Source organism: Trinickia mobilis (genome assembly GCF_017315705.1).
Taxonomy (GTDB): Bacteria; Pseudomonadota; Gammaproteobacteria; order Burkholderiales; family Burkholderiaceae; genus Trinickia_A; species Trinickia_A mobilis.
Genome location: NZ_JAFLRF010000022.1, coordinates 1 through 23,754, shown reverse-complemented (window position 1 = coordinate 23,754; position 23,754 = coordinate 1). Strand labels below are relative to the sequence as shown.

The 23,754-nt window shown below is 59.3% G+C and carries 20 protein-coding genes; 2 read left to right on the top strand and 18 right to left on the bottom strand.

What is annotated here, in order from left to right; translation table 11 throughout:
- Positions 1-2 precede the first annotated feature (2 nt).
- On the top strand, positions 3-5,513 hold the full coding sequence (locus J3489_RS24655; RefSeq protein ID WP_242540271.1) for a helicase-like domain-containing protein: 5,511 nt from the start codon (positions 3-5) through the stop codon (positions 5,511-5,513).
- 81 nt (positions 5,514-5,594) lie between these two features.
- Here the strand turns inward: J3489_RS24655 and J3489_RS24650 are convergent, their stop codons facing one another.
- The 15 genes from J3489_RS24650 to J3489_RS24580 form a co-directional block, all read right to left on the bottom strand.
- Positions 5,595-6,257, bottom strand: a complete 663-nt coding sequence (locus J3489_RS24650; protein ID WP_207002555.1) for an SEN1982 family lipoprotein — start codon at positions 6,255-6,257, stop codon at positions 5,595-5,597.
- A 180-nt stretch (positions 6,258-6,437) separates the two neighbouring features.
- A complete protein-coding gene (locus J3489_RS24645) occupies positions 6,438-6,638 on the bottom strand; it encodes a hypothetical protein (protein ID WP_207002554.1) in 201 nt (66 codons plus the stop codon).
- Positions 6,639-6,673: 35 nt separating this feature from the next.
- On the bottom strand, positions 6,674-7,045 hold the full coding sequence (locus tag J3489_RS24640) for a hypothetical protein (RefSeq protein ID WP_207002553.1): 372 nt from the start codon (positions 7,043-7,045) through the stop codon (positions 6,674-6,676).
- 40 nt (positions 7,046-7,085) lie between these two features.
- Entirely contained in the window at positions 7,086-7,745 is a 660-nt protein-coding gene (locus J3489_RS24635; protein WP_207002552.1) for a hypothetical protein, read from the bottom strand.
- A gap of 401 nt (positions 7,746-8,146) precedes the next feature.
- Positions 8,147-9,268, bottom strand: coding sequence for a hypothetical protein (locus J3489_RS24630; RefSeq protein WP_207002551.1), 1,122 nt, complete (start codon positions 9,266-9,268; stop codon positions 8,147-8,149).
- Between the two features lie 59 nt (positions 9,269-9,327).
- Positions 9,328-9,627 (bottom strand): hypothetical protein, encoded by a 300-nt coding sequence (locus J3489_RS24625; protein WP_207002550.1) that lies wholly within the window; start codon positions 9,625-9,627, stop codon positions 9,328-9,330.
- 164 nt (positions 9,628-9,791) lie between these two features.
- The gene (locus J3489_RS24620; RefSeq protein ID WP_207002549.1) at positions 9,792-10,061 is read right to left on the bottom strand and encodes a hypothetical protein; all 270 of its coding nucleotides are present in this window, start codon (positions 10,059-10,061) and stop codon (positions 9,792-9,794) included.
- A 20-nt stretch (positions 10,062-10,081) separates the two neighbouring features.
- Positions 10,082-10,726 (bottom strand): restriction endonuclease, encoded by a 645-nt coding sequence (locus J3489_RS24615; RefSeq protein WP_207002548.1) that lies wholly within the window; start codon positions 10,724-10,726, stop codon positions 10,082-10,084.
- Positions 10,727-10,739: 13 nt separating this feature from the next.
- The gene (locus J3489_RS24610) at positions 10,740-11,009 is read right to left on the bottom strand and encodes a hypothetical protein (RefSeq protein WP_207002547.1); all 270 of its coding nucleotides are present in this window, start codon (positions 11,007-11,009) and stop codon (positions 10,740-10,742) included.
- Between the two features lie 161 nt (positions 11,010-11,170).
- Positions 11,171-13,246 (bottom strand): putative bifunctional diguanylate cyclase/phosphodiesterase, encoded by a 2,076-nt coding sequence (locus J3489_RS24605; RefSeq protein WP_207002546.1) that lies wholly within the window; start codon positions 13,244-13,246, stop codon positions 11,171-11,173.
- A 12-nt stretch (positions 13,247-13,258) separates the two neighbouring features.
- Positions 13,259-13,648, bottom strand: coding sequence for a hypothetical protein (locus tag J3489_RS24600; RefSeq protein WP_207002544.1), 390 nt, complete (start codon positions 13,646-13,648; stop codon positions 13,259-13,261).
- A 27-nt stretch (positions 13,649-13,675) separates the two neighbouring features.
- On the bottom strand, positions 13,676-14,278 hold the full coding sequence (locus J3489_RS24595; RefSeq protein ID WP_207002543.1) for a lytic transglycosylase domain-containing protein: 603 nt from the start codon (positions 14,276-14,278) through the stop codon (positions 13,676-13,678).
- Between the two features lie 133 nt (positions 14,279-14,411).
- Entirely contained in the window at positions 14,412-16,565 is a 2,154-nt protein-coding gene (locus J3489_RS24590; RefSeq protein ID WP_207002542.1) for a type IV secretory system conjugative DNA transfer family protein, read from the bottom strand.
- Between the two features lie 633 nt (positions 16,566-17,198).
- Positions 17,199-18,569 (bottom strand): PfkB family carbohydrate kinase, encoded by a 1,371-nt coding sequence (locus tag J3489_RS24585; RefSeq protein ID WP_207002541.1) that lies wholly within the window; start codon positions 18,567-18,569, stop codon positions 17,199-17,201.
- Positions 18,566-19,246: a class I SAM-dependent methyltransferase gene (locus tag J3489_RS24580; protein ID WP_207002540.1), complete on the bottom strand. Its 681-nt coding sequence runs from the start codon at positions 19,244-19,246 to the stop codon at positions 18,566-18,568. Before J3489_RS24580 ends, J3489_RS24585 begins: the two co-directional genes overlap by 4 nt.
- A gap of 463 nt (positions 19,247-19,709) precedes the next feature.
- Between J3489_RS24580 and J3489_RS24575 the strand changes: the two genes are divergently transcribed.
- Positions 19,710-19,973, top strand: coding sequence for a hypothetical protein (locus J3489_RS24575; RefSeq protein ID WP_207002539.1), 264 nt, complete (start codon positions 19,710-19,712; stop codon positions 19,971-19,973).
- A gap of 24 nt (positions 19,974-19,997) precedes the next feature.
- On the opposite strand, the gene J3489_RS24570 is transcribed toward J3489_RS24575, so the two are convergent.
- From J3489_RS24570 to J3489_RS24560, 3 genes are all read right to left on the bottom strand, one after another.
- Complete coding sequence (locus J3489_RS24570) at positions 19,998-22,382, bottom strand: DUF5710 domain-containing protein (protein ID WP_207002538.1); 2,385 nt, start codon at positions 22,380-22,382, stop codon at positions 19,998-20,000.
- A 14-nt stretch (positions 22,383-22,396) separates the two neighbouring features.
- Positions 22,397-22,672: a hypothetical protein gene (locus J3489_RS24565; RefSeq protein WP_207002537.1), complete on the bottom strand. Its 276-nt coding sequence runs from the start codon at positions 22,670-22,672 to the stop codon at positions 22,397-22,399.
- 81 nt (positions 22,673-22,753) lie between these two features.
- The coding region (locus tag J3489_RS24560) for an LPD7 domain-containing protein (protein WP_309491421.1) at positions 22,754-23,754 on the bottom strand (1,001 nt) is incomplete at its 5' end.

Sequence of the window (23,754 nt, the reverse complement as noted above, 5' to 3'; positions counted from 1 at the left end):
AATTGCTGACGGCTGACGAATTCGACGCAGCTCGGCGCTCCACGCAGGACGCGCACTACACTTCCGACACCATCATCTCGGGCATTTACCGGGGTCTCGATCGCTTCGGATTCGACGGTGGCCGTATCCTTGAACCCGCTGCAGGCGTCGGTCACTTCATCGGCCTCGCCCCCGAACAGTTGCGGAAGGACAGCAAATTCACGGCTATCGAACTGGATCCGCTTACCGCGAGCATAGCGAAGCACCTCTACCCTTCGACCTCAATAATCAACAAGGGCTATCAGGACGTCACGATCCCCGGTGAGCACTTCGACGCGGTCGTCGGCAATCCGCCTTTCGGCAGCCAGAGTGTGTACGACGCTCGGCACACGGATTTGAGCCAGTTTTCGATCCACAACTACTTCATCGCGAAATCACTCGACAAGCTACGCACGGGCGGCGTCGCAGCATTTGTCGTCAGCAATTTCTTTATGGACGCGAAAGTCTCGCCGGCTCGCGAACACATCGCCGATCGCGCGAGGCTTTTGGGCGCAATCCGCTTGCCCAACAACGCCTTCAAGCAGAACGCGCTTACCGAAGTCACGACCGACATCGTCTTTTTCCAGAAAGCTGCCGAAGGCGAACACCTCGACAAAAGCTGGGTCGAGACCGTCACACAACTTGACCAGGCGACGGGCGAGGAATATCCACTCAACCGCTATTTCGCCGAACGCCCGGACATGATGCTCGGCGAGATGGCGCTTGTCGGCACCATGTACCGAGGTGGCCAGGCCGCGCTGGTTCAGCGCGCAGGTAGCGATCTTGGCGCAGATCTCGCGCGTGCGATCGACAGCTTGCCGGCTAACATCTACCAGCGCTCGATCGCAACGAATCCCGTCGCCGTCGAGCCCGTCGAGCAAATCGAGGTGCCGGTCGCCACAAAGGTCGGTGCGTTCTTCGTCGCGCCTGACGGCCGCATAGCACGACGGACACCAGATCTTCTCGAAGATCCGCAGTACGAATGGGTCGAATTGAAAAACGACCGCGCCGGTGAGCGCATTCGTGGCATGGTCGAGATCCGCACGGCGGTCCGCACGCTCATGGCTGCGGAACAGTTCGAGTCCACCACCGACATCGAGTTGGAACGGCACCGCTCCCAACTCAATCGCGTCTACGACCGTTTCGTCAAGCGACACGGTCATATTAGTTCCCAGCCGAACAAGCAGGCGTTTTCTGACGACCCCGAATATCCGCTTCTGCACGCGCTCGAGCGCGACTACGACCGAGGCATCTCCAAGGACGTCGCCAAGAAGACCGGCGCCGATCCTCGCGAGCCTAGCGCAAAGAAGGCAGCGATCTTCACGCAGCGAGTCATGTCGCCGCGGCGCGAGATCACGCACGTCGAGACAGCCAAGGACGCACTCGTGGTCAGCATGAACGACGTTGGCCGCGTCGATATGGATCTGATGGCCCGACTCGCCAGCAAGCCAGAGGAAGAGATTGTCAGCGAACTGTCCGGCCTGATCTACCGCAATCCACTGCTACGGCGCTGGGAAACCGCGGACCAATACCTTTCGGGCAACGTCAAGGACAAACTGGCTGCAGCAAAGGTCGCCGCCAAGCTCGATCCAAAATACCTCACGAACGTAGAGGCATTGACGAAGGTACTTCCGCCCGACATTGAGCCCGTCGACATCAGCGTCGCCCTCAGTTCCACCTGGGTGCCCGAGCATGTCATCAGCGATTTTGTCACGCATCTTCTCGGCAACGTCAACCGGAATATCTCGTACCAAGAATCCCTCGGCAAATGGGTCGCCAGAATCGGGGCATCCAGCGACCGCACGACAATGCGGGCACGCTGGGGCACGGAGGATATTCCGGCGAACGAACTCATCACCAGTATCCTGACCGGTCGCGCGATCCAGGTCCGTGAGCAGGTTGGGATAGACGAGAAAGGGCCCGTCTACCAAATCAACGAAGCGAGGACTGCGGCAGCAACGCAAAAGGCCGATGAGATCAAGCAGGCGTTCATAGATTGGGTGTGGGAGGATCGCACTCGCCGTGAAACGCTCGCGCGTCTCTATAACGACCGATTCAACACCAATGTAGCACCACGCTACGACGGTTCTCACCTGACCCTCCCCGGCTCTTCGCTCGGCATCACTCCGCGCCCCCACCAGAAGGACGCAATCTGGCGTGGCGTACAGGAAGGCAGCGCCCTCTTCGATCACGTCGTCGGCGCTGGCAAAACCTTCGTGTGTATCGGCGCGATCATGGAGTCCCGCCGCATGGGCCTGATGAAGAAGCCCATGGTCGTCGTTCCCAACCATCTCGTGCTTCAGTGGAAAGACTCGTTCTACGAGCTCTATCCGAATGCCAACATCCTCGTCGCGGAAAAGGCCGATTTCGCAAAGGAGAACCGCGAACGCCTCTTCGCGAAGATCGCCACCGGCAACTGGGACGCCGTTATCGTTGCGCACTCGTCGTTCAAGAAGATCGGCATGCCGCAAGAAATGCTCGGCGAGATTCTTAACGAGCAGATCAATGATCTCACCACGTCCATCGCGAAGCTGAAGACGGAAAGCGGCGACAAGATCACCGTCAAGGAAATGGAGAAAGCCCGCGACCGCATGCGAGCGAAGCTCGAGCGTGCGGCAGAGACGGGGTTGAAAGATCAGGCCGTGACTTTCTCCGACCTCGGCGTCGACGCCCTGCTCGTCGACGAGAGCCACGAATTCAAAAACCTGTTCATCAACACGACGATGAACCGCGTTTCCGGACTCGGCAATCTCGCGGGCAGTGACAAAGCCTTTGACCTTTTTGTGAAGGCGCGATACGTCCAGCGGATGAATGATGGCCGCGGCGTATTCTTTGCCACTGGCACGCCGATCTCGAACACGATCGCAGAGCTCTATACCGTTCAGCGATACATGCAATACGATGAGCTCAAACGTCGCGGCATCGTCCACTTCGACGCTTGGGCCAGCACATTTGGTCAGGTTGTGACCGGTTGGGAGCTCGACGCCACTGGCGTCAACTACAAGCTCAACAGTCGATTCGCAAAGTTCCAGAACGTGCCCGAGCTCATCAATCTTTATCGCAGCTTCGCCGACGTCATCACGAAAACGGATCTGCAGGAGCAGGCTGCTGCGCAGGGCACACGCTTCCCGGTGCCGAGGGTCAAAGGCGGCAAGCCGCAAAACGTCATTGTCGATCGATCGCCCATGCAGGCTCAATACATGGGCATCCAGTCGGCGCAGCTCGGCGAAGACGGCCAGCAGCGTATTCGTGCAGATGGCACGAACGTCATGGACTGGAACCCGGGCAGCATCATCCACCGCATGGAGAACCTGCCGGATGACCCGCGTATTGACAATCCGCTCAAGATTACGAACGACGCGCGCAAGGCCGGCCTGGACTTCCGGTTGGTCGACGCCGACGCGCCGGACTTCGCCGGCAGCAAGACAAACGCCGCCATCGATCGGATCATCGACATCTACGAGCGCTGGGACGAGCGAAAAGGAACCCAGCTTGTCTTTTGCGACCTCAGCACTCCAAAAGATATCCGCGGTGCGACGAACCGCCCTGAAGCGGTCACAGACAACGCAGAAGACCCGTCTGTCGAACATGACGATCCGGACGATACGCCGTCTGTCTCGATGGACGAACTGTTGTCTCGCGGCGCCAAGTTCAGCGTCTACAACGACATCCGGGAGAAGCTGATCGCGCGGGGCATTCCTGCCGATCAGATCCGGTTCATTCACGAAGCCGACACCGACGCGAAAAAGCAGAAGCTGTTCGCCGCAATGAACCGTGGCGAAGTTCGCGTGTTGCTCGGATCGACCTCGAAAATGGGTGCGGGCACAAACGTCCAGCGCCGCCTGGTCGCCCTTCACCACCTCGACGCGCCATGGCGTCCGAGCGACTTGGAGCAGCGAGAGGGACGTATCGAGCGGCAAGGCAACCTGTTCTACGAACAGGACCCCGACGGCTTCGAGATTGAGATCTACCGCTACGCGACGAAGCAAACCTACGATTCACGCATGTGGCAGACGATCGAATACAAGGCAGCCGGAATCGAACAGTTCCGTCGTGGCGACTCGCTGCAGCGTGTCATCGAAGACGTCGCAAGCGAATCAGCAAACGCGGCTGAAATGAAGGCGGCGGCCACCGGCAATCCGCTGATCTTCCAGCAGGTGCAGTTGTCCGCAGATCTGAAAAAGCTCGAAGCTGTCTACTCAAACTTCAAGCGCAGCCGGCACGCCCTCGAAAGCCGGGTCGCGTGGCTCGCGGATGCCGATAAGCGCGCCGATAACTCCATTGCGAACGCCCGCATGGAGATCGCAATTCGCGACAAAAATACGACCGACGCATTCCGCTTCGTTGCGGGCGGGCGGACTTACGGCAAAGACCAAAACAACCAGGTGCACGGTCTCGTACTAGCCTCAATGAAGCAGGCCATCGAAAGCAAGTCGAGCGGTTCGACAGAGGAGATACGGACGTTCCCGGTCGGACAATACCGGGGCTTCGAGGTCGGCACATACTGCGATCGCGGATCCATTCGATTCCAACTTAAAGGCCATCACCTCTACTCGCCCGATAACCTCACATACCGCCCCGAAGACGACTTCAAACTGTCGGGCTTTTTCAGCCGCATTGACAACTTTCTTGGAAAATTGGACACCCGCGTCGTCGACGCCGAGGAGCGGCGCGAGTCGGAAAAGGCGGAATACGGGCGGGCGCGCGACGAGTTAAAAAAGCCCTTCCCTCAGCAGGCCCAACTCGAAATGCTACGCCGCGACGCGGCCGACGTTCTGACTGAACTCAAAAAGGTTCAGGCCGATCCCAACTATGTCTCTTCGTGGGTGCCGCTCAGTCAGCAACCGGCGAATGCAGCGCACGCCGCGATACAACCACTGGAACCCGAAATTGCGATTCCCGAAGCGGCCGGACCACTGCTGCATGGCCCGACCTTCGCTGCTCCAGTCGTGTTCACCGACGTGCCGGCGCCCGAGATCATCCGCCGCGCAGACCAAGCAGTAAAGGACTACCTCACAGCAGCCGCAAATGCTGAGCTCGGAGCAACGGTTCACGAGAGTCCCGCCCACGAAGCTCTTTTCAAAATGGAAGATGCGCCTGCAGTTCATCAACTGCTCGTCGATCGCATGAGGACCGATCCCCTATTGGCACAGGCCGTCACGGAATATCCGGGCGTAGACTACGCGTCGCCACGTATGGTAACGGCAGCAGAACAAGCAATCGCCGAGTTCCGCGTCGCCGTCCGCGCGGCTGAAGCATTAGGCCTCCACGCGACGCCTGCAGATCGCCAGTCGGGCGAGTACGACGGCCCGGTCATCGCGCAGGCTGGCGAGTACGTGCTTCAGAAGATCGGCATCAACCAGTGCATCGCGCACCTTAAAAGCGACTTCATCCGCGCTGCCCCGCAGACTTCCCTTCGAGGTGTGACGGTGCGCTACAACCACGGCATTGCGATCGAGCGCACCGAACTGCAACGAGGCGGGATGAGCCGATAAGCAAAAGGGGGAGCCAACGCTCCCCCTCTTTCCTAGCATTTAGCATTGCCGCTCTACGTTTGAAGTGGGCTTTGCGAGCGGCTATTGACGCGAGAAATCCTCGCTCATGATCCAGCCGTCACTCGCGAGAACGAGCGTTGATTGGCCCTGCAAGTCGCCCGACAGCATCTTCCCTGCCCGCGGAAATGACGCAGCAATTTCCTTCGACTGGGCCCATGCAGGCACGTCGACCGCGTTGTAGGAATAGACCACCTCGGAAATCGTATGTCCCAATGCATCGGAAGGTGGTGTGAACCGCACGATAGACTTCACCTTGAAATGGCCCGCACAAAAGCCCGTGCCGTTCTTATTTTGCTGGTCGGCCAGAGCTTTCGACCCCGCATCTGTGAGCGAATAGATCTTAGCCGGAACCATTTTTCCCGGTGCACCGAACTGCGCCTGCGTCTGCCCGTCACGGACGGCCAGCAGGCCAGCCGAGACTAGTGCGTTAAACGGAGCCGTCGCTCGCGCGTTCTGCTCGTCCGCCGCCTGCTTGCTGAAGAACGTCCCCGGTTCAGTCATCGCGACGCTTGCTGGATACGAGTGAGATCCGAACAGGTTACCCGGATCTACCTGAACGCAAGCACGCGCAAAGTGATTGTCAAGAACTTCCGAGAAGTTGCTTTCCGACGCCTCTTTCTTGGAACCGCATGCGGCCAAGACGATAGCGCATGCAACCACTGCCGCTGTTACTCGAATGGTCATAGATATCCTTCTTGTACGTAAGCGAGACGACAGATCTTGCCGACTCGATCAATTACCCGACCCGGGTCTTTCACTGCATCTTTCCTTCAGTGCCGCGTCCGACGCACTCATGCATAGCGATCCGTACTGCCATAAGAAGCGCGATTGGGCATCGACTAGCTGAGTGCTCGGAATAGCCATCTAGCGGTTATCCGTCACGCCCGCTGCAACAAGCTTATTGGCATCAGCCACGCTCACGACAGCCCGTGCGGCACCATGTGCGAAGACGGGCCCAGACTGGTGCCCACCCTCGATGCGCGCTTCCTTGAAAGAGAGCGCGAACGTGACGCTATCGAGAACGATGGTATTCGCCTCGGGATAGATCTCTACAGAATTCACCATCCTGTTTCTCCAGCGCCCTGATCGGGCATTGCTCGTTAATCGTAGTGCCCCTGTGCGGCCACCTTCGCCGGAATCCAGCGCAACGGGTCGCTCATGTCGGCCTTATCCGGCGCGGACATCTGAATACCCGTCTTCACGCAGACCTGATCGTTGTGCTTAGCGCCCACCGAGAAGGGCTTGCCATCGGCGTAACAGAACTTGTGCGGATTTGGACCAGCATCCTCTTCCGCCTTCTTCAGTTGCGCAACCTCACCCACCAGTTGCATCAGCAGTGCGTTGGACTTGACGACTTCCACGCTCAGATCGCTGGATGCGACCGAGTCAGACGCGCCGCTCGCGCCTTGCACCGAACCGGCAAACGCGGCACTCGACATCAGACAAGCCGCTACGGCCACGATTTTCTTCATATCCACTCCTAAGATTGCGTTAGACGGAACAACGACAACTTCATTCGCCCCAGTACGGCGCTGTGAGCGCACGAGGCGTAAGTGCAAACAACACCTGAACGGCACGGGTTCCCGCCGGGTGGTCGCTATCGACCTCCCAGCCAATCAATGCGTCGACGCCCTGACCACGCGCCGCAATTACGATCTCCTCGATCCAGTCACGGGTAAGGTTTTGGACCATGAGCCATGCGGCGGACGCCTGCTCATCGCGCGCCCCCGCCCGATAGCGCTCCACATCCGGCCAGCGTTGCGCGACACGGCGCTGGATCGATACATCATCGGTCGCGTACCGCATGATTTCGCCCGTTTCCCATCGTTCGCGCCACGCCGCACGGTCCCGGACATACGCATGCCGACTACCTAATCGCGAGCGGGCCAATTGAGTACGCAACGACTCCGACGCTTCGCGATCAGAGAGCACATTGACCACGCGCGCGTCCGGCTGCAACGACGCGGAGCAGACCCTGTTCCCTGCGTCCGCAGCAAACTCACGATCAGGCGACAGAAAGACTGCCGAATGCGGCGACATGAAAGGCGGCGGAGGCGGCGGAAATTGCCATGCGCTAAACGGTTCTGCTGCCGTACCGTGAAACCAGGTCGCCGGGCCGCGTGCCGATACAACGCGCTCTTCATAGGTTCCTCTACGCTTGGCCTGGCCCAATTTTCAACTCCTCCTCAAATTGCATGAAACGTCGATGCGTTTTCACTGGTGAAAGTCAGCTAGGGAGAAGGACGACAACAGCGCAGTCACGCCGAGCCCGCCTACATCCACAATGTTTACGGCACTACGACCCCATTTCTTGAGCGCCGCGTAGCCCCGCAAGCTCACCCCACGCGCGCGCGGCGATTCCGGCCGCGCGCAGTCGGCGAGCAATGCGCCGTTCTTCTTCCGCTCTGAAATCGATGAGTAACACCACAGACGCTCCAGCCGCGCGAGCGCATCGCAGAGCCGACGCGACGACCACCCCTGGCGTGCCGCGAGCTCCCCGCCCTCGCCGCAATAGCAGAGCCGCTGTGCCCTTCACTGCCGGCAGCGAAGATTCAACGCAACGCATTCGCACCTCAGACCTCCTCGGCGCGAAGTCTGCGAACCGTCGAAGTGAACGTGACGCGTGCCAGATACGGAGCAACTTCGTCGGCACCAAGCTCGCGAGCCTCCAGCAGCCGGTCTCGCAACTCCCGCAGCAGGTCCAGATTCGCATCGAAGAACTCAAACAACGCCTCTTCGTGTTCGGCGCGCAGTGTGTTCAGCACAAGCCGGTTGTGTGCAACGTGTTCGGGCGTCCCGCTGTCCGCGTAGAACAACTCTCCCAATCCTGCCAAGAGGTATGCGCGTGCGACGGCTATCCATCTCGACATATCACCGCGAGCGCCGTCTGCACGATCGCCGCAAGCCAATAACTCCGCAGCCATACCGGCCAGGTCGAGATACATGCACCAACGCAAAAAGCCCTCGGTCGCTGCAGAAGGAAATTTGTCCACGCGCACAAATCCCCTGTATTCATCCGATGGCGCCACGCTCTCGAGTACCTTTACCTTGAAGCCATCAGGCAGAGAAGGCAAAGCAGCATAAAGCAGAGCGTGACCGGCCTCGTGCGTAGCAGTACGTCGAATGTCTTCAGCCAGTCGCGGCATCCGCCTGCCTGCGACCGCAACACCCGTGGCGCGGTACGCCACACCGACCACTTCGCGGGATTGGACCTTTGGTACAAGGAAATAGCTCGCAGCGATCACTGCAATACCCAGCAGCGTCGCGACGCTCGTTCCGGGATTGGCCAACATATAAGCTACCGTGTCCGCGATCACCGAGCCGAAGTAGCGGATGGCTAACAGACTAGCGACGAATAGCACAACTCGTTGCACGATGCCGATCGCGAGGTCCCAGGCCCTCGTGTCGTGATGATCGCCGAAGGCAAAGAACAGAAACAGACCCCGCCACACCATCCACAGCGTCACCACCAAAGTGCCCAATCTCTCCGCGACTTCAAACGTTATTCGCGCAGTCGCAGGCAAGCTATCGACTGCCGGCGCCGACTTGCCCAACGTCACGATGAATGCCAGCGCCAAGAGCACGATCGCGTTCGCTGCAACAAACCCACCTAGAGACTCTATGACGGACAACAAGGACGGCAGGCTCGCGCGGAGGACCCCAACGATCGGGCGTACACGTTTCATCATTTGCATATCAAAAACTCCATAAAAATTGATAGACCGCTGCTTTTTACGGTACTGGCGGGCAGGCGCTAAAAGTGATCCGATATATGGAGCACCTTCGCTTGCCTTGCGCGTCTGTTGATTTCATTCTCAGCTGCTTGAATTGCCGCAGTCGTTGCAGCTTCGGCCTGCTGGTCGTGAATCTCCAAGGCCTCGCAGATGAGCGCATAGGCATCGTCATCCAACACCCACTTGCCGACTTTGTGGCTGTCGGCCGCGCTACGCACTAATGCTTCCTGCGCGCGCTGAACCAACGCCAGCCACTCACGGCCAAGTCCACGCTCACAAAGCACCATCGCCATGTTCAACGCGTATGCAACCTGTCGCATGTCGGCGTCTCGCCCCCGCCCGTCGTGCAATAACGTCAACGCCACGTGGGAGGCAATGCCAACCGTACGTAGTCGGGCTTCGCTTAAACGAGCCTGACTGTTAGCGCGAGCGTGCGCGTTGTTGACTGCGCGGCCAACCGAGGCAGTCCTGCCGCCCCGCTTGCTCATCCGCCTACCGCGCTGGCCGAGTCGCCAGCCGCGCGAAAAACCACACAGCAGTCATCGTCGACCATGACAGGCTCGCCCTTCAAGCCCGCCTGGATCGTGCGATCCAGGCCGGCCACGCTCTCCTGCAGCCAGTTCTTAAGATCTTCGACCGTGCCAATCTTCCCGTCTTCGACGGCCATCAGAATGTCCAGGCCCTCGTACATCCGCCCAGCAAGTTCGGACAACATATCACCGGTCGGAGCCATGCTTCTCAACGTTCCTTGCATCTTCCTTCTCCCGAAAACACTCACCGTTCCCGCTGTACGAGCCGCATTAGCGCGACCAACTCTTCCCCGCCCATCAGGTCAATTGGTTTCCCTTCGGCGAACTTCACGGCTTCTCGTGTAAATCCGCCCGTGCAGACAATTGCTACAGCGTCAGCGCGATGGTGAGCCATCAAGCCAAACATCTCGCGCACGATAGGAGCCCCGACGCTATTGCTCTGCCAGCGTTTGCACTGGACCAACGTCACCTTCCGGTCACGGCGCAGGACCAGATCAATCCCGCCGTCTGCGCCCCCCTGTCCGGTCAATTCGACCTTGAAACCTTGACGGCGGAAGGCTTCTGCGACGAGTCGCTCGAACTCTTGCCAGTCCATCCGCTTGATCGCGGAAACGCTGCGGAACGACTCAAACCATGCAGAGCGACGGTGTGCCGCAAGCGCAGATCGCACCGCCAACCCAAGGCAGATCGCAACCACCACCCATGCGAGAAACCAGATCATGTGCGCGTTGTCGAGGCTGCGCGTTGTGGTCTCTCCTGTCGGACCGACAGCAGCCCTGTATCCCAGGAAGCGCAAAACACTGAAAGCGCCCACCCCGAATGAAGCACTGATCCACCACGGCCACCGCTCCAACATCCGGCCGAGTGACCTTCCACGATATCGTTTCATTCCGCATGCCCCATCAATCGAACATCAGGACGGCGAGATACGCCCGCAGCGAGTGCCGCATGCGCTCGCTCATCGACTTCACGCCGCGGGCCGGGATACTCGCTCCCGCGCCATAGGCAACGACGAATTCCGCGTCAGTCAGATCACCGAGCGCGCGGCGCAGCGCGTCCTCGGTCAACTGGCCAGAAGCCTCCACCATCACCGCAAGCAGAACCAGCTGCGCCAAACTGACCCAGAAAGGACTGATCTCGGCGTGACCCGCGAAATACAGACGGTCGAGCAATTCGACCGGGTTGTCAGGTTCCGCCCACGCAACTACTGCGCGAACCTTCGCGGCCTTTGATAGCTCCGAAAACGCGTTCCCCACATATGGATTCCCTCCGCTCTGCTGAGCGGGCACCGCAAGAGCCGGCTTCATAGTCATCCTTTAATGTGTTGCTGGGTCTATGCCGCTTCCGCCAGAGACTTGTTGACCATCGCCACGAATTCTTCGCTTCGGACCGGGCGCGAAAAGTAGAAGCCCTGGCAACTGTCGCATCCGATGCTCAGCAGCAATTCGACCTGATCTTCCTCTTCAACACCTTCGGCGAGCGTGTGGAGGTTCAGGTTTTTCGCCAAGCCGACAATAGTCGACACAATTGATCGATCGCTCGCGTCGTCGACAATCTCCTTCACAAAGCTGCGATCGACCTTGATTGTGCTCACCGGCAACCGCTTCAGGTACGCAAGGCAGGAATAGCCGGTGCCGAAATCGTCTACCGACAGTTGTATGCCAGCGTCCGATAGCTGCGACAGGATCTGAGCAGCCTGGTCAATGTCCTGCATTAGGAAGGATTCGGTGATCTCAAGATTGAGTAGTCGGGGCGGCAGCCCCGTCTCGTGCAGGACCTGAAACACCATCGACGGCAACCTGAGATTGAACTGCCGAACGGACAGATTCACGCCGATGCAGATGCCGGCGCCATTCGGACCCAGCCCCATATCGAGCCATCGTCGGGCTTCCCGACAGGCCTCGCGTAACACCCATTCTCCGATCGGCACAATCAAACCTGTCTCCTCGGCAATCGGAATGAACATACTCGGCGGAATCAGCTGACCGCCTTCCTCCCACCGAACCAGCGCTTCTGCGCCGTTGATCTGTCGTGTCTGCAGGTCGACCTGCGGCTGGTAGTGCAGCACGAAACTGTCCGTCTGCAGCGCGCGTTCCAGGCCCCGTTCGATCTGCTGCTTCTGCTGCGCGACCTTGTTGATTTCTGCGCTATAGAAAGCGTACTGATCGCGACCGTTCTGCTTTGCGTGGTACATCGCCTCATCGGCCTGCTTCACGAGGAGGTCACGGTCCCGCGCACCGTCGGGATAGATCGCGATCCCGATACTCGCCGAGACTTCGAATGCGCGATCGTTCACGATGACCGGCTGCCGGCACGACGCGAGGAACCGGTCTGCAACGATACGCGCATCATCGTTGCAGCGGAGGTCGTAAAGCAGCGCTACAAATTCGTCGCCGCCAAGACGCGCGACTGTGTCGGAGTCACGGATACCACCCTTCAGCCGTCGCGCTACTTCCTGCAACACCTTATCGCCAACGTCGTGACCTTGGGTGTCGTTGATTTCCTTGAAACGATCCAGGTCGACGAACAGGACTCCAAAGAGCTTGTTGTACCGGTTCGAGATCGAGATTAGCTGCTGTAGCCTGTCCTGAAACAGATTGCGGTTCGGCAGGCTGGTCAAGTTATCGTAGTGAGCCATCTTCGAAATCTCGTCGGACTGGCGCTCCTGTTCCGACACGTCGCGCATCGACGCAGAAAACAGGCGCCGCGTCGGCAGATCGATCGTGGCAAGCCGCACTTCCATCACGAGCACACCGCCACCCTTGCCGGTGAACTTGATGCGCCGCGAGTTCCACAACGGCGAGATCTGCTCGCCACGGAAGACCTCGTCGTGCACGGCGACGATCTCATGGGGCATGAAGTCGCTGATTGACCACCCCATCGCTTCCGTAGCTGCCCAACCAAACGTCGCTTCGGCGCGCGCGTTGAACTGCACAATCTGGCCGGCTTGATCGGCGACCACCACTGCATCGAGTGAGTTGTCGAGAATCGCCTTGTACTGTTCCTCGTTGGCGTTTGATTCGCGACTCGCCTTGATGAGCGTGCCGACGTGCCGCAGCTTCGCCTTCAGAAGCCCAACCGAAACGGGTTTGGGTAACACGTCGACCCCGTCGTACTCCATCGCGTCGATCGCGACCTCGAGCTCGTCGCCGTCGGCGAGAAAGATAATCGGCGTCCATCGCAGCCCGGACGCTGTCCGGATTCGATAGAGAAGACGCCCGCCGTCAGCGCGTGTCATCGCATACTGCATCAACACAATCGCGTGCTGACGCTCAGCAAAGGCGGCCGCCGCAGCATCTACATTCGACTGCGCTTCCGCGTCGAATCCAGCATCAAGCAATTGCTGGCACAGATTCGCCGCCAGACTGGCGTCGGCATCTACTACCAATACAGAGGTCCGGGTATCCATCACTTTCCTCGCCTAAGAGATGCACCGGCCCAGCTCGTGCTGATCCGCGATGCTGGCGTGCCGCTGAGCGCTGTCGTCCTGGTCTGTCAGCACCTGATAGTCACGCACAATGAATGAGAGTTGACCGTTACCGTCCAGCCACGGGCGGCACGTCACCTTAACCAACGCCTGCTCACCTACACCGGGGAGACTGCTTAGTTCCCCGATATGCTGCCGCTCAAATACTGTGGGGATCCGCGCGTCATGGGTGAACAGAACGCCTGCAATGCGTTCGGCCTCCGCGGACTCCGTTCGGAACGACGCGATCACCTTGTCAGCGAAGGGCAAGATCTGCCCAAAACGTCGCATAACCCCGAACAGCGCCGACTCGCGCCCCCTACGTTGACCCTTGCGTGTATTCATCCCGTTCTTTCCTTCGTCTATAGTTATCTATTCGGTTGTCGTGGCGACATCAGACAGGGGCGACTCTCTCGCCTGCTTCAGCAACTCGGCCCGCGACGCCCACCAGGTATTTGCGGGCGATTGCTGCCTCTTCTTGCCGCGTCCGCCCGTAGACGCGCGCAGCGCGGCGCCGGCAGACAATGTAGGAACAGCACCCGCTGCGGCATATACGAGTCCGACGTAGCCGTTCTCGATACCTCGCTCGAAGTCGCCTGAGTTGTACGCGGAAATTGCAGCCTGAAGGGCGCGTTCACCGGCCCCGTACTGCTTCGACGCGCGATCGTAGAAGTCCGTCAGAATGCGAGCGCCGGTCGCGATGTTCGTGCATGGGTCGAATACCTGCTCTATCGTCAGGCCCATGCGTTTCAGATTGCGGTCGTTCACCTGGGACAGACCCAGACTCACAGTGTGGCCCTGCGCGATCAAGGAACGCGCGAGCCCTGACGCTTCCTCAAGTGTGGCCGGATAAAACGATCGGACCAGATTCTTGCGCACGCTCCACGGCAGATTCACCGGGCCCGCGTCCGCAAGCGCGTACATGTTGCCCCGAGACTCGACCTTCACGATCGACGACATGGTGCTGAGCGCCACGTTTGGCGCGCACCGTTGCAGCAACTCAACCATCTGCGTCTGATCAGCACACGCGGGTTTCGCCCAAGCAAACAGAAATAGCGCTATGGGCAACATACATTTAGCACACAATCTTTCACTGGTGAAAATCATTTCAGAACGCCCTCACTTTCACAATCTCCTGAATAGCGAAGTCCTTGGCCAGCAGTGCATCAACGGCAACTTGCTGTTCGGCTGACAGCGGCGTCGTCTGCGCCACTGCGGCCGCAGTACCCGAAGGTGTGGACGGTGCGGATTGCGCGGAGGTTGCAGCGGACCGCTGAGGACGGGCCACACGCTGGCGAAGCGGTGCGTTCTTCGTTTGCGCCGGCAGCCGCGACCACGCATCGAACTCGGGGATCTCGTCGTACTTGATCTTCCGTCCGTAGATCGGCTGATTGTTGGCCACAAAGATGACCATGTCTTCCATCGACAGGCTCATAAACTCGCCCTGCGTCATTAGAGGGCGTGCGGTTTTTCGCATCGAGACTGTGACGTTGCCCCCCGACATACCAACGCGGTTTGAGGATACCGAGTGTTCCTCTTCTCCGACGGTTGTTTGCCCAACCATCTCCTCGAGGCGCTTGGCCGTGGTCTCGTCGGTCGGACCATACGAGATGCGGATGTGGCAACCTGCCACGATCGTTTCATTGTCCCCATAGACGTCACGCAGCTGCTTGAGATCCTGGCAGATCAGCATCATCTTGATACCGTATCCCGCAACGTAGGCAAGACCGTCCTGGATGATTTCCATCTTGCGCAACGCGGGGAACTCGTCAATCAGTAACAGAAGACGGTGCTTGAAGTTCGCCTTCATGCGACCGTTCTCTGCGTGCATCTGGGTCGCATTTCGCCGAATGACCATCGCGAAGAACAAGCGCGTCAAAGGCACCAGACGATCCTTGTCCTCTTCCGTCGGCACGTAATAAAGCGAGACCGGAGAATCGAGGGTCATCAAGTCGCGCGTCAAGAAGTCGCTGGTACGCGTGTTCATCGCGACGAGCGGATCTGTGAACAGCGTCAGGACTTTCTTCGCACTCGATAGCACCGAGCCGCGCTCGTCGTCCGGGGTGTTCAACATAGACTTCGCGGCACTCGCTACGACCGGGTGAGTCTTTGTTGGCTTGCCTGCCGTGTCCAGCCAGCCCATCTTGCCTTCGGGATCATGCTCGGCCGTGAGCATCCGATTCCACATCTGCAAGTCGTTTTCGAAGCGGGGATCGCTCAGGAACAACGCCATTCCGGTGAGCGATGCGTCGTCTTCCGCATATATGTGGTGCAACCCAAGGCCTGTCAGAAGCTCCCACGACCGCGAAACAAAGTGGTCCTCCATCCCCTTGTTTTCTGGATCGACGATCATTGCAAAGATGTTCTGCGCATCTGCCACGTCACGCAGGGTGAACTTGCGAATTTCATCGAGCGGATTCCAACTCCAGCCACTCCCATCTTCGCAGGTCGGGGCAAACTTTCCGACGCGCTGGCCTGCCCGTCGACGCATCTCGGACGTCAACGCGTAGTTCTCCCCCTTTTGGTCCGAGACGACAGCGCTGCCCGCCCAACCGAACAAGGTCGGAACAATAATGCCGCGACCCTTACCAGAGCGCGTCGGCGCGAACACCAGAATGTGTGTTGGCCCGTTGTCGCGCAGATATTCGAGGGCGCGAACCACTTCGGGGGAAACGTCCACCAGTGGCCGCCCCTCGGAATCACGCGCCTGCTCACCACCGATAATGCGCGGTATGTAGCGCTGCTCGTAGGCCGGGTGCGCGGGATGCACCGTTTCACCCTCGTGGTCCAGCATCACCGATCCGACGAACGCGCCGCTCACCTGACGTTTCTTTGAACCCATCAAACCGGTCGCGTCTACTTCCTTGACGCTGCACCAGTGCGCATCGCCATGCAAAGAATCCATCCCCTTCACGCGTTTGAACGCGAAGAAAGTGGTCGCGACACCTAGAATGACCGACACCGCGCAGCCCGTGAGCGCGATTACTAGCATCTCGTCGGTATATGGCTTTACGCCGATCCGATCACTGAAGCTCCACCCCCAAGTCAACCATTGGAGCGGGACGTAAAACGCCCAAGACCGGGTCGAGAACAGGGCATCGCCCAGGTAGGGCGAGAAGTTCATCCGGTATGCGAAAACCTGCGTGGCGATGGACGACGCGACCAGCATGAAGAAAAAGGCGGTCAGAACGCCCAACATGCTGTTTTGCAGCGGCGTTCGTCCGGATTCGAAGGTCGGCAATCGACTTTTTTGTTTCGCCATCGCTGCGGTCTGGTTACGTGCGGGTTTGGTGTCGTTGTTACGGATGTACCACTAACAATATTTAATGCATGTTATCACACGGTATGCACTGAATGCACCCCTAACGCCCTGTTTTCACCAGTGAAAACCTACGGTTGGTATAACGCGTGCGTGCGTGGCAGTATTAGCAGGGCTTGCCAATCGCTTTTCCTTTGCCTCAACTGGTCTGGAGCTTCGTCCAGAGATTAGCGAATCGCGAAGGGAATTCGTGCAGAGAATCGTAAGCGTCGGTTGCGATAAGCTCTTCACCCGAAAGCCACTCGGGCAAGCCGCCCTCCACGCCGTGGCTTCCATCGACCTTCAGCGCCGAGAACCCGGCTCGACCGAACGCTGTCGGTGCTCGATAAAACACGACAATGATGCTGTCCAGAACGACTGCTTCGCCTCGCACGCTCCCGTATCGCGCCATGGTTGCTTCGCCGACCCAACCTTTCTGGGCTTCCGGCGACCGGGAAGAAGGTCAGTATGCAATCGTCCGGTTCGGTCCCACGCCCGTGCTCGACAATCTGAGCCACGTAGGGCACGTCATAGTTCTGGTACTCAACGCGAACAATGTCGCCAATTTGTCGTCTGATGCCCGTGCTTTTCCGATGATTAGGCGCGAGCCGGAATTTGTGCAAGCGCGATCGCATTGCGACCGCCTCGCTTGGCGTCATACATGGCGGCGTCCGCTCGCTCGACAATCGAGGCCAGCGGCTCGCCTCGTACGGCAGTCGCGACGCCCAGCGAAAGGGTAACGCCATGCAGCAGCGCGCGCTCAGCGGACTTCCGAATTCGCTCCCCAACAACGTGGCCGTCGCGCAAGTCCGTACGTGGCAGGAGCACAACGAATTCGTCACCTCCCCAGCGACATGGCAGGTCGCCGCCGCGCACACTGCTCTTGATCACGTTCGCGACGCCTTGGAGGACCGCGTCACCGGTAAGGTGGCCGTGGGTGTCGTTGACGTTCTTGAAATGATCGCAGTCGATGACGAGCAGTGTGTTCTGCCAGCCCTCCTGGAATCGGCGATACTCGATCTCGAAGGCTGACCGTCTCATGAGTCCGGTCAACTGGTCGTTGCGCGCGGTCTCGTAGAGCGCGCCGAGCATGCGGTTAAGCGCATTCAGGGAGAACGCGTTGCAGGCGTCAGCTTTCGCGATCTCCCTAACCAGGACGTGCGCGTGAGCGGCAGCGTCAGCGTATGTCATGCCGAAGCGAACCAGCCCGTCGATCACGCCGACTGAGAAAGCATCACCCAGACCGAGCAGGGTCTTCGTGCCGTCGAGGGCGGGCGGCTGTATCCTGACGCGCCCACCGTCCTGCAGATACACCACGGCGCCCCGCTCACCGCGCGTCACAAACAGCGTCGTCCCGGCGGCGTCCGCTATCTCCGAGGCGTCTGCCGCCCCGCGAGCTGCCATCAGTCGCTCGCACTCAGCGGCATTCATAAAGACGGCATTGAGTTTAGGAAGCACGGGACTTACGCGCTCTACCTTGTCCTCTGAGACGGCGAGGGCAAACACTGGCAATCCCTTTTCACGTGCGCACTCCGCGATCGCGCACATGGTTTCAGAGTTCAGATTGGCGTCCAGGATGACGCAGTCAACGCCAGAAACGGCCTCGGCAATTCGCGTGTCCGTGAAACGGTGCGTGTCGACAGGCGTTGCCGACACCGCACATTCGAGGTCGCCGGACGCGGTCAACTGCGCTGCGAAAGCGGCTAGCGGCATGCCAGGCACTTCGTCGGCGAAGAGTTCAACACCAGTCGACTGAACGTGGCTTGCCATCAGCCGCTCCATGGGTGTGGTACCCCAAGCCGTCAGAAGGCGAACTTGCTGTTCAAGGCGACGCAAGCCAAACGCAACGTTGCACGCTGTCCCACCAGCCTCGAGCGACACAGTGCCGATCCTGTCCTTGTGGTGAGAGCTAAAGAGTGGGCGCGCGAGGATGTCCAGGTGCGCAGAACCCGCGACAAGCACCTTCATAATTTCGCGACCGCTTTGACATTACCGAACGAAGAGGCGAATACACGCTCCACACGCAATCCCGCGGTCTCCAGTACGGTGGCGAACTCGGCGACCGAGTAAAGGCACACCGGGCCTTTGATCGCATGCTTCTCCGCCATTGGGTCCGCGAGCGGTTCGTAACGACCTTCGATCGGCGCAAAGGCGGCGGCGTAGTCGTTACCCAGTTCGCTATGCAAACCGGACGCTGAGATATAGAGGCGTCCGTTGTTCGCGAGCGCGTTCTTGAGGTTCAAGATGATAGAGATCGCCGTCGAGTGTGGCACGTAGTGGATCATGCGCTGGCAAACGATCACGTCGTAGCTTCCGAGATTCGTTGCAACGTCAAACTTCGTGATGTCCTGTCGCTCGAAAGCGCATTTGTCGTCCAACGCAACCGCGCGCGCCGCGGACAGGAACGCATCGGAATAGTCGCCGATGTCTAGCGCGGTCACGTGCGCGCCCGCGCGGGCCATCCGGAGAGCTTGCCCGCCAGCTGCGCTGGCAACGTCGAGCGCGCGCGATGGAGCCTCGAGCGCACATAGCCGACCGAGCGCCATGTTGTCGAGGTCGTCAGCGCGTTGCTTGGCGATATCGACGCCGAAGTTGCCGTCCGTCGGAATCCGATGGTCGCCGTACGTATTGAGGTTTCCTGCCATTAGCCGCATCCTGAAGGTTGAAAGTACCCTAAACAGACGTTTTTCCTGTGTCCGCCGAAGCGGCTTTTCCGAGAAACAAGCTAACCAACTCCTTCACAACTTGTTTAATCGATGCGCGAACGACTTGCTATTCGTCGATTCCAAGTCCGTGCAAATCGCTCATTCGTGTTCCCGCAAATGGAGGAAGCACAAGCTCGCATAAACATACCATATCGTATGCAATATGCGACGCCTTGTGCTTCGTTTTTCAACAACAAAGGGCTGCGCCTGCTTACAGCCGCCGGCCTACCGACTGTCTGATAGGCCTCGCGCCCGAAGCTTCACCATATGCTCGGACGACACCGGCGCGAAGGCCCTCAGCCACTTTTGTAAGCGAGGACACTGTCACCGGAACCTGCATTTCCCTGTGTATTGGAACTGGAATTCTCGTATCCGAGTCTGGAGCGACACCGCGAGCCCAACCTTGCACAGCCATCCTCACCGCATGCTCGGCGCGGCGGCCAGCAGCTGCTCGGAAGAGCGCATCGACCTCCTCGACATGAAGCCCGCCGCGCACGATGAACTTCTCCGGTTCCTCGCCCAACGCAAAACCAGGTCTGCTCGCATCTCTCGCCTGGTCGGCAACGAATGCAAGGCTCGCGCGCGACGCCAAATCCTCACGACCTGCGACGAAAATAGATACCGTCGGCGCATCAAGTACCGACTGGATCGACTGCACACTGGCTAGATCTACTTTTTGCATCAAGGCTCCCTATCTTGTGATGCCGCCTGCGCGCCGATGACTGGCGCCAGTCGACACAGAAACATTTGCCGCAAGTTTTGGCAGCGGAAAATCGAGCAAAGGTGCCACGAACGATGCGACCCGAGCATGCCCCTCGCTTTTCGACAAATCGTTGAAGTCCGTCGGCTTGCCGACCAACGACTGGAACGACGGCACCACCATCTTTCCGTTGATCGCTCGCGCTGCGTCCGCCATCGATTCCAGCCCCTTATTACGAAGAACCAGGCGCACATGCTTCTCCGTGTCTCTCCAAACGATATCGGCCGTCACACCCTGGACGACTCCCTTGACGCTTTCCAATTCCAGCTTGTACTTGCCCGCGCGGGTCTCGTGCCACTTACCGTCATCGGACACACCGACGAGCGGCACCTCACGCAGAAGCCCCTCATTTCCCGCTACTACCTGCACGGTCTTCCGTGGTACGTCGACCCGATCTGCGATTGCGGCAATCCGCTCCAACGCGTTCTCGACAAAGAACTGATCGTTGTCTCCACATATGATCTTTGGCTGAGACGAGGGCAAAACCGCTGAAATCGCCTTGCACACCTCGACCAGATTTCCTGCATCAAACGCCACAACCACTGGCAGGCCTGTCGCCTCATGCAGACTCGCGGCAGTCGCGTACCCTTCAGCAAACAGCACCGCCGGCGCCGACGCAAGGTCTTTGACGCCAGTCGAGCCAATAAGATGAAAGGCGCCCTTTTTCTTGGCATCCCGCACGAAAAGCTTCGCACCACCAGCTTTCCCGCCGATCGCCTGAACGGTCAGCAGATTCCCGTCAAGATCGCGCCCCGGCACGATGAGGAACGTATCGTTACCGCCCTTGAAGTCAGGAAGATTAAGCAGCGTCGCAAGATCGGCCTCTCCGGCCTTGGCGATCCGTACGCCGTACGCACCCACACCTTTCCTGCTCAGATAACCGTGCGTATTAACTGCTTCCGGCAATGTCTCGAATACAGCGTTTGACTGCGCCGCGACAGCCGCCTGCTGCTCGGCCACCTCCCTATCACGCACCAGCGCTTTTTCCCGCGCTTGCGCTTCCAGAGCAGCCCGTTGCTCAGGGCTCAGCTTCGCGCCGTCATACCTCCACGGACCCGACTGACCGCGGAAGTTCTTGATATAGCCGTGCGGCACGCCGGCCATATCGAGAATATAGGCGCCCTTTTTCTCCTTGCCTTTCGCGTCAAGCGTTGGCACGTTATGCCACTTCCCGTCTGCCACAGGCGTCTGCCGCGCCAAGCCATACGACTGCATGGCATCGGCGAACTCGTTCAGAACGTCAGCCGTATCGAGACCAGCAGCCTTCAGTGCCGAATCACTGAGCATCCATTCGGCAAATACGGCGCGGTCGGCCTTGCCGTCTACCCACCAAACCCCAAGCTCCTTGTCCCACCGAGCTCCCAGCTTTTTTGCCTTGCCAATGTCCCTGAACGGAACCGCCAGAAACACCCGATCGCCTGGAGCAGCAGACACAGCGCCCGCCTTCTGAGCGGTGCCGATGCTATTTGAGGCGGCCGACGCCGAGCGACGCGGCTTCACACTTTCAGCAGCAGTTTCGACGGCAGCTTTTTGGCCGCGAACAAGACCTAGCATTTGATCAGCCAGGCTCTGCGCGTCCCGTGTCGCGCGAAAAAAAGCGTCCGGATCCGCATTGAGACCTTGTGACAATGGCAGCAGCGACCGTGCATCACCGGCCGGCGAAAACGCTATTCCCGCCTGACGTGCGAATAGATAGGCCGCAAGATCAGCTCGAAAGCTCCGATCCGCGCCGTCGACGTGATCCGCCCAAGTCTTCGCAGCAAGAGCGAGAGCCACGCTGTGAGCCGCGTTCCTCACGTCCAGAGGCGCACCGACGCTCAGTTCCGTAGCTCGAACCAACGCGGAAAGAACCTCGGACTGGTGCGGCAACGCCATCGCTCGGTCAAACGCAGGAAGCCCATCAATTTCGGAAGCGTTGTAGACGCGGAAAATGAAGGATTGCGGACGATCGAGCGGGATCCGCTCCCGCGTAATCTCACCTGTGTCGCCGTCCATGCGCTCGCGGGTCTCCGCAAGCTTCCAGAACTGAAGGTCTGTTCCTCCCCCTGCACGCACCTTCCAGCCATGCGCCCGCGCTTGATCCTCTGTCACGAAGCGGGGATCCTCCCAGCCTTGTGCGACCATGCGCGCCCCTAGCCACAGCGCATTGGCACCACGAAATATCCGGCTGGAATCCCCTGCCGCGTTATAGGGTGCCATTGGTGTGGGAAGGTTGGCCGCGTCGGCGATCTGCCACGGCGCGCGCCGACGCTGCAGCAAATCAACGAGGCGCCTGACAATCTCCGGTCGATACTCAGCCTGGTGTAGTTCGCTCATACCCGCTCCCCAGATTAGTCGACCAGCGACAACGGCAGCGTTGCTGCGGCACATACGCCGCCGAGATCAAACGCCCCAACCGGGACCTCCGGAACCGAAGCCAGAAGGTCGACAGCATCAACGGGAAGTTTTGCTATGTTTAAGGGCTCGGCCGAATCCGCTTTATGTCCCTGAAGTTGGCGCGACCGGCGACTAAGCGACAAGGTCTGAACGTCAAAAAGCCCGCTATCAGCGGGCGCCGCAATGAACACTCCCCGAGGCGACGAGAAAACTTCGATAGGAATCGCCATTACCACTCCGTCCTAATTTTTTCACTGGTGAAAGTGCCCGGCATCCGGGATGGTCGGCATAGTGCCGCCGACCATCCGCGATTACCGCGAGATAGACTTCGAACGTTGGTTCTTGATGCTTGGGGCAACCGCCATTCCGTCCCTGAACTGAATCTTCAAGGTTTCGTTCAATTTGAACGGCACGCCACCTAGCTTGGACTTCTCCAGTGCCGTAGCGCTATTTGCTCGCCCATCCACAGTGACCACAATGTGGTGTGCCGTTTCGGCCAACACCTTGCCCGCGTACAATCCCGACTGCATATTCGGCGCGACGTAATTCTTCGAAGCACCCAGCACCTGATCCTGAGCCTCGGACAGCGACGACTGCACATCCGCGGCGGCGGCGTCGCCAGCAGGGGCAGGCTTCGCAGCCGCACTTCTGCCAGTCTTTGCAGCAGCCTCGCCACCGCGCTTGGCGAGCCGCTTTTCTAGCTCCTGCTTGTCCTTCTGGTTCGGCTCGTAGCCTTGGACCTCAAGGCCTGCCTCGCTGGCCGTCAACCACGCCTCCCGGCGGAATTTCTCACTACCCTCGACTTCGATTGCGGTCCAGCCTTTGGCCTTGGCCAGTTCCACGCCGGCAGCGAACGTGTCGAGCTCGCGATCCTTCAACTGGATCTGCGACCCGTCGTCAAACAACGCCACGCGCTTCTCGCCCACTCGCGTGTACTCGCCTTTTTCGTTGCCAACGAACTGACCACCGAGGAGCGACTTCGGCTTCGCTTCAACCGTTTTGCGCTCCTGCGGCGACGCCTGACGGATCACACCATCACCAGCATCGATAGACTCGGCTTTCGACTTACCTTGCCGGATCAGACCTTCGATTGACGCTGCCTCTGCGGCAGCCGTGACTGCAGCTGATGCGGCGGCCACAACTTCTGGGGAAGCGTCGACTGCGAGTCCGTCGTCGTTGATCGGCACAGCGTTTGTGCTGAGCGGCGAGTTCTGCGCCAGATGGTTTTCGGCATCGCGACCGTCGCGGATATTTTCCAGGTATGTGCGAGCCAACTCCTCTGTGGTACCCAACTGCCGTGCATAGGGCCTCA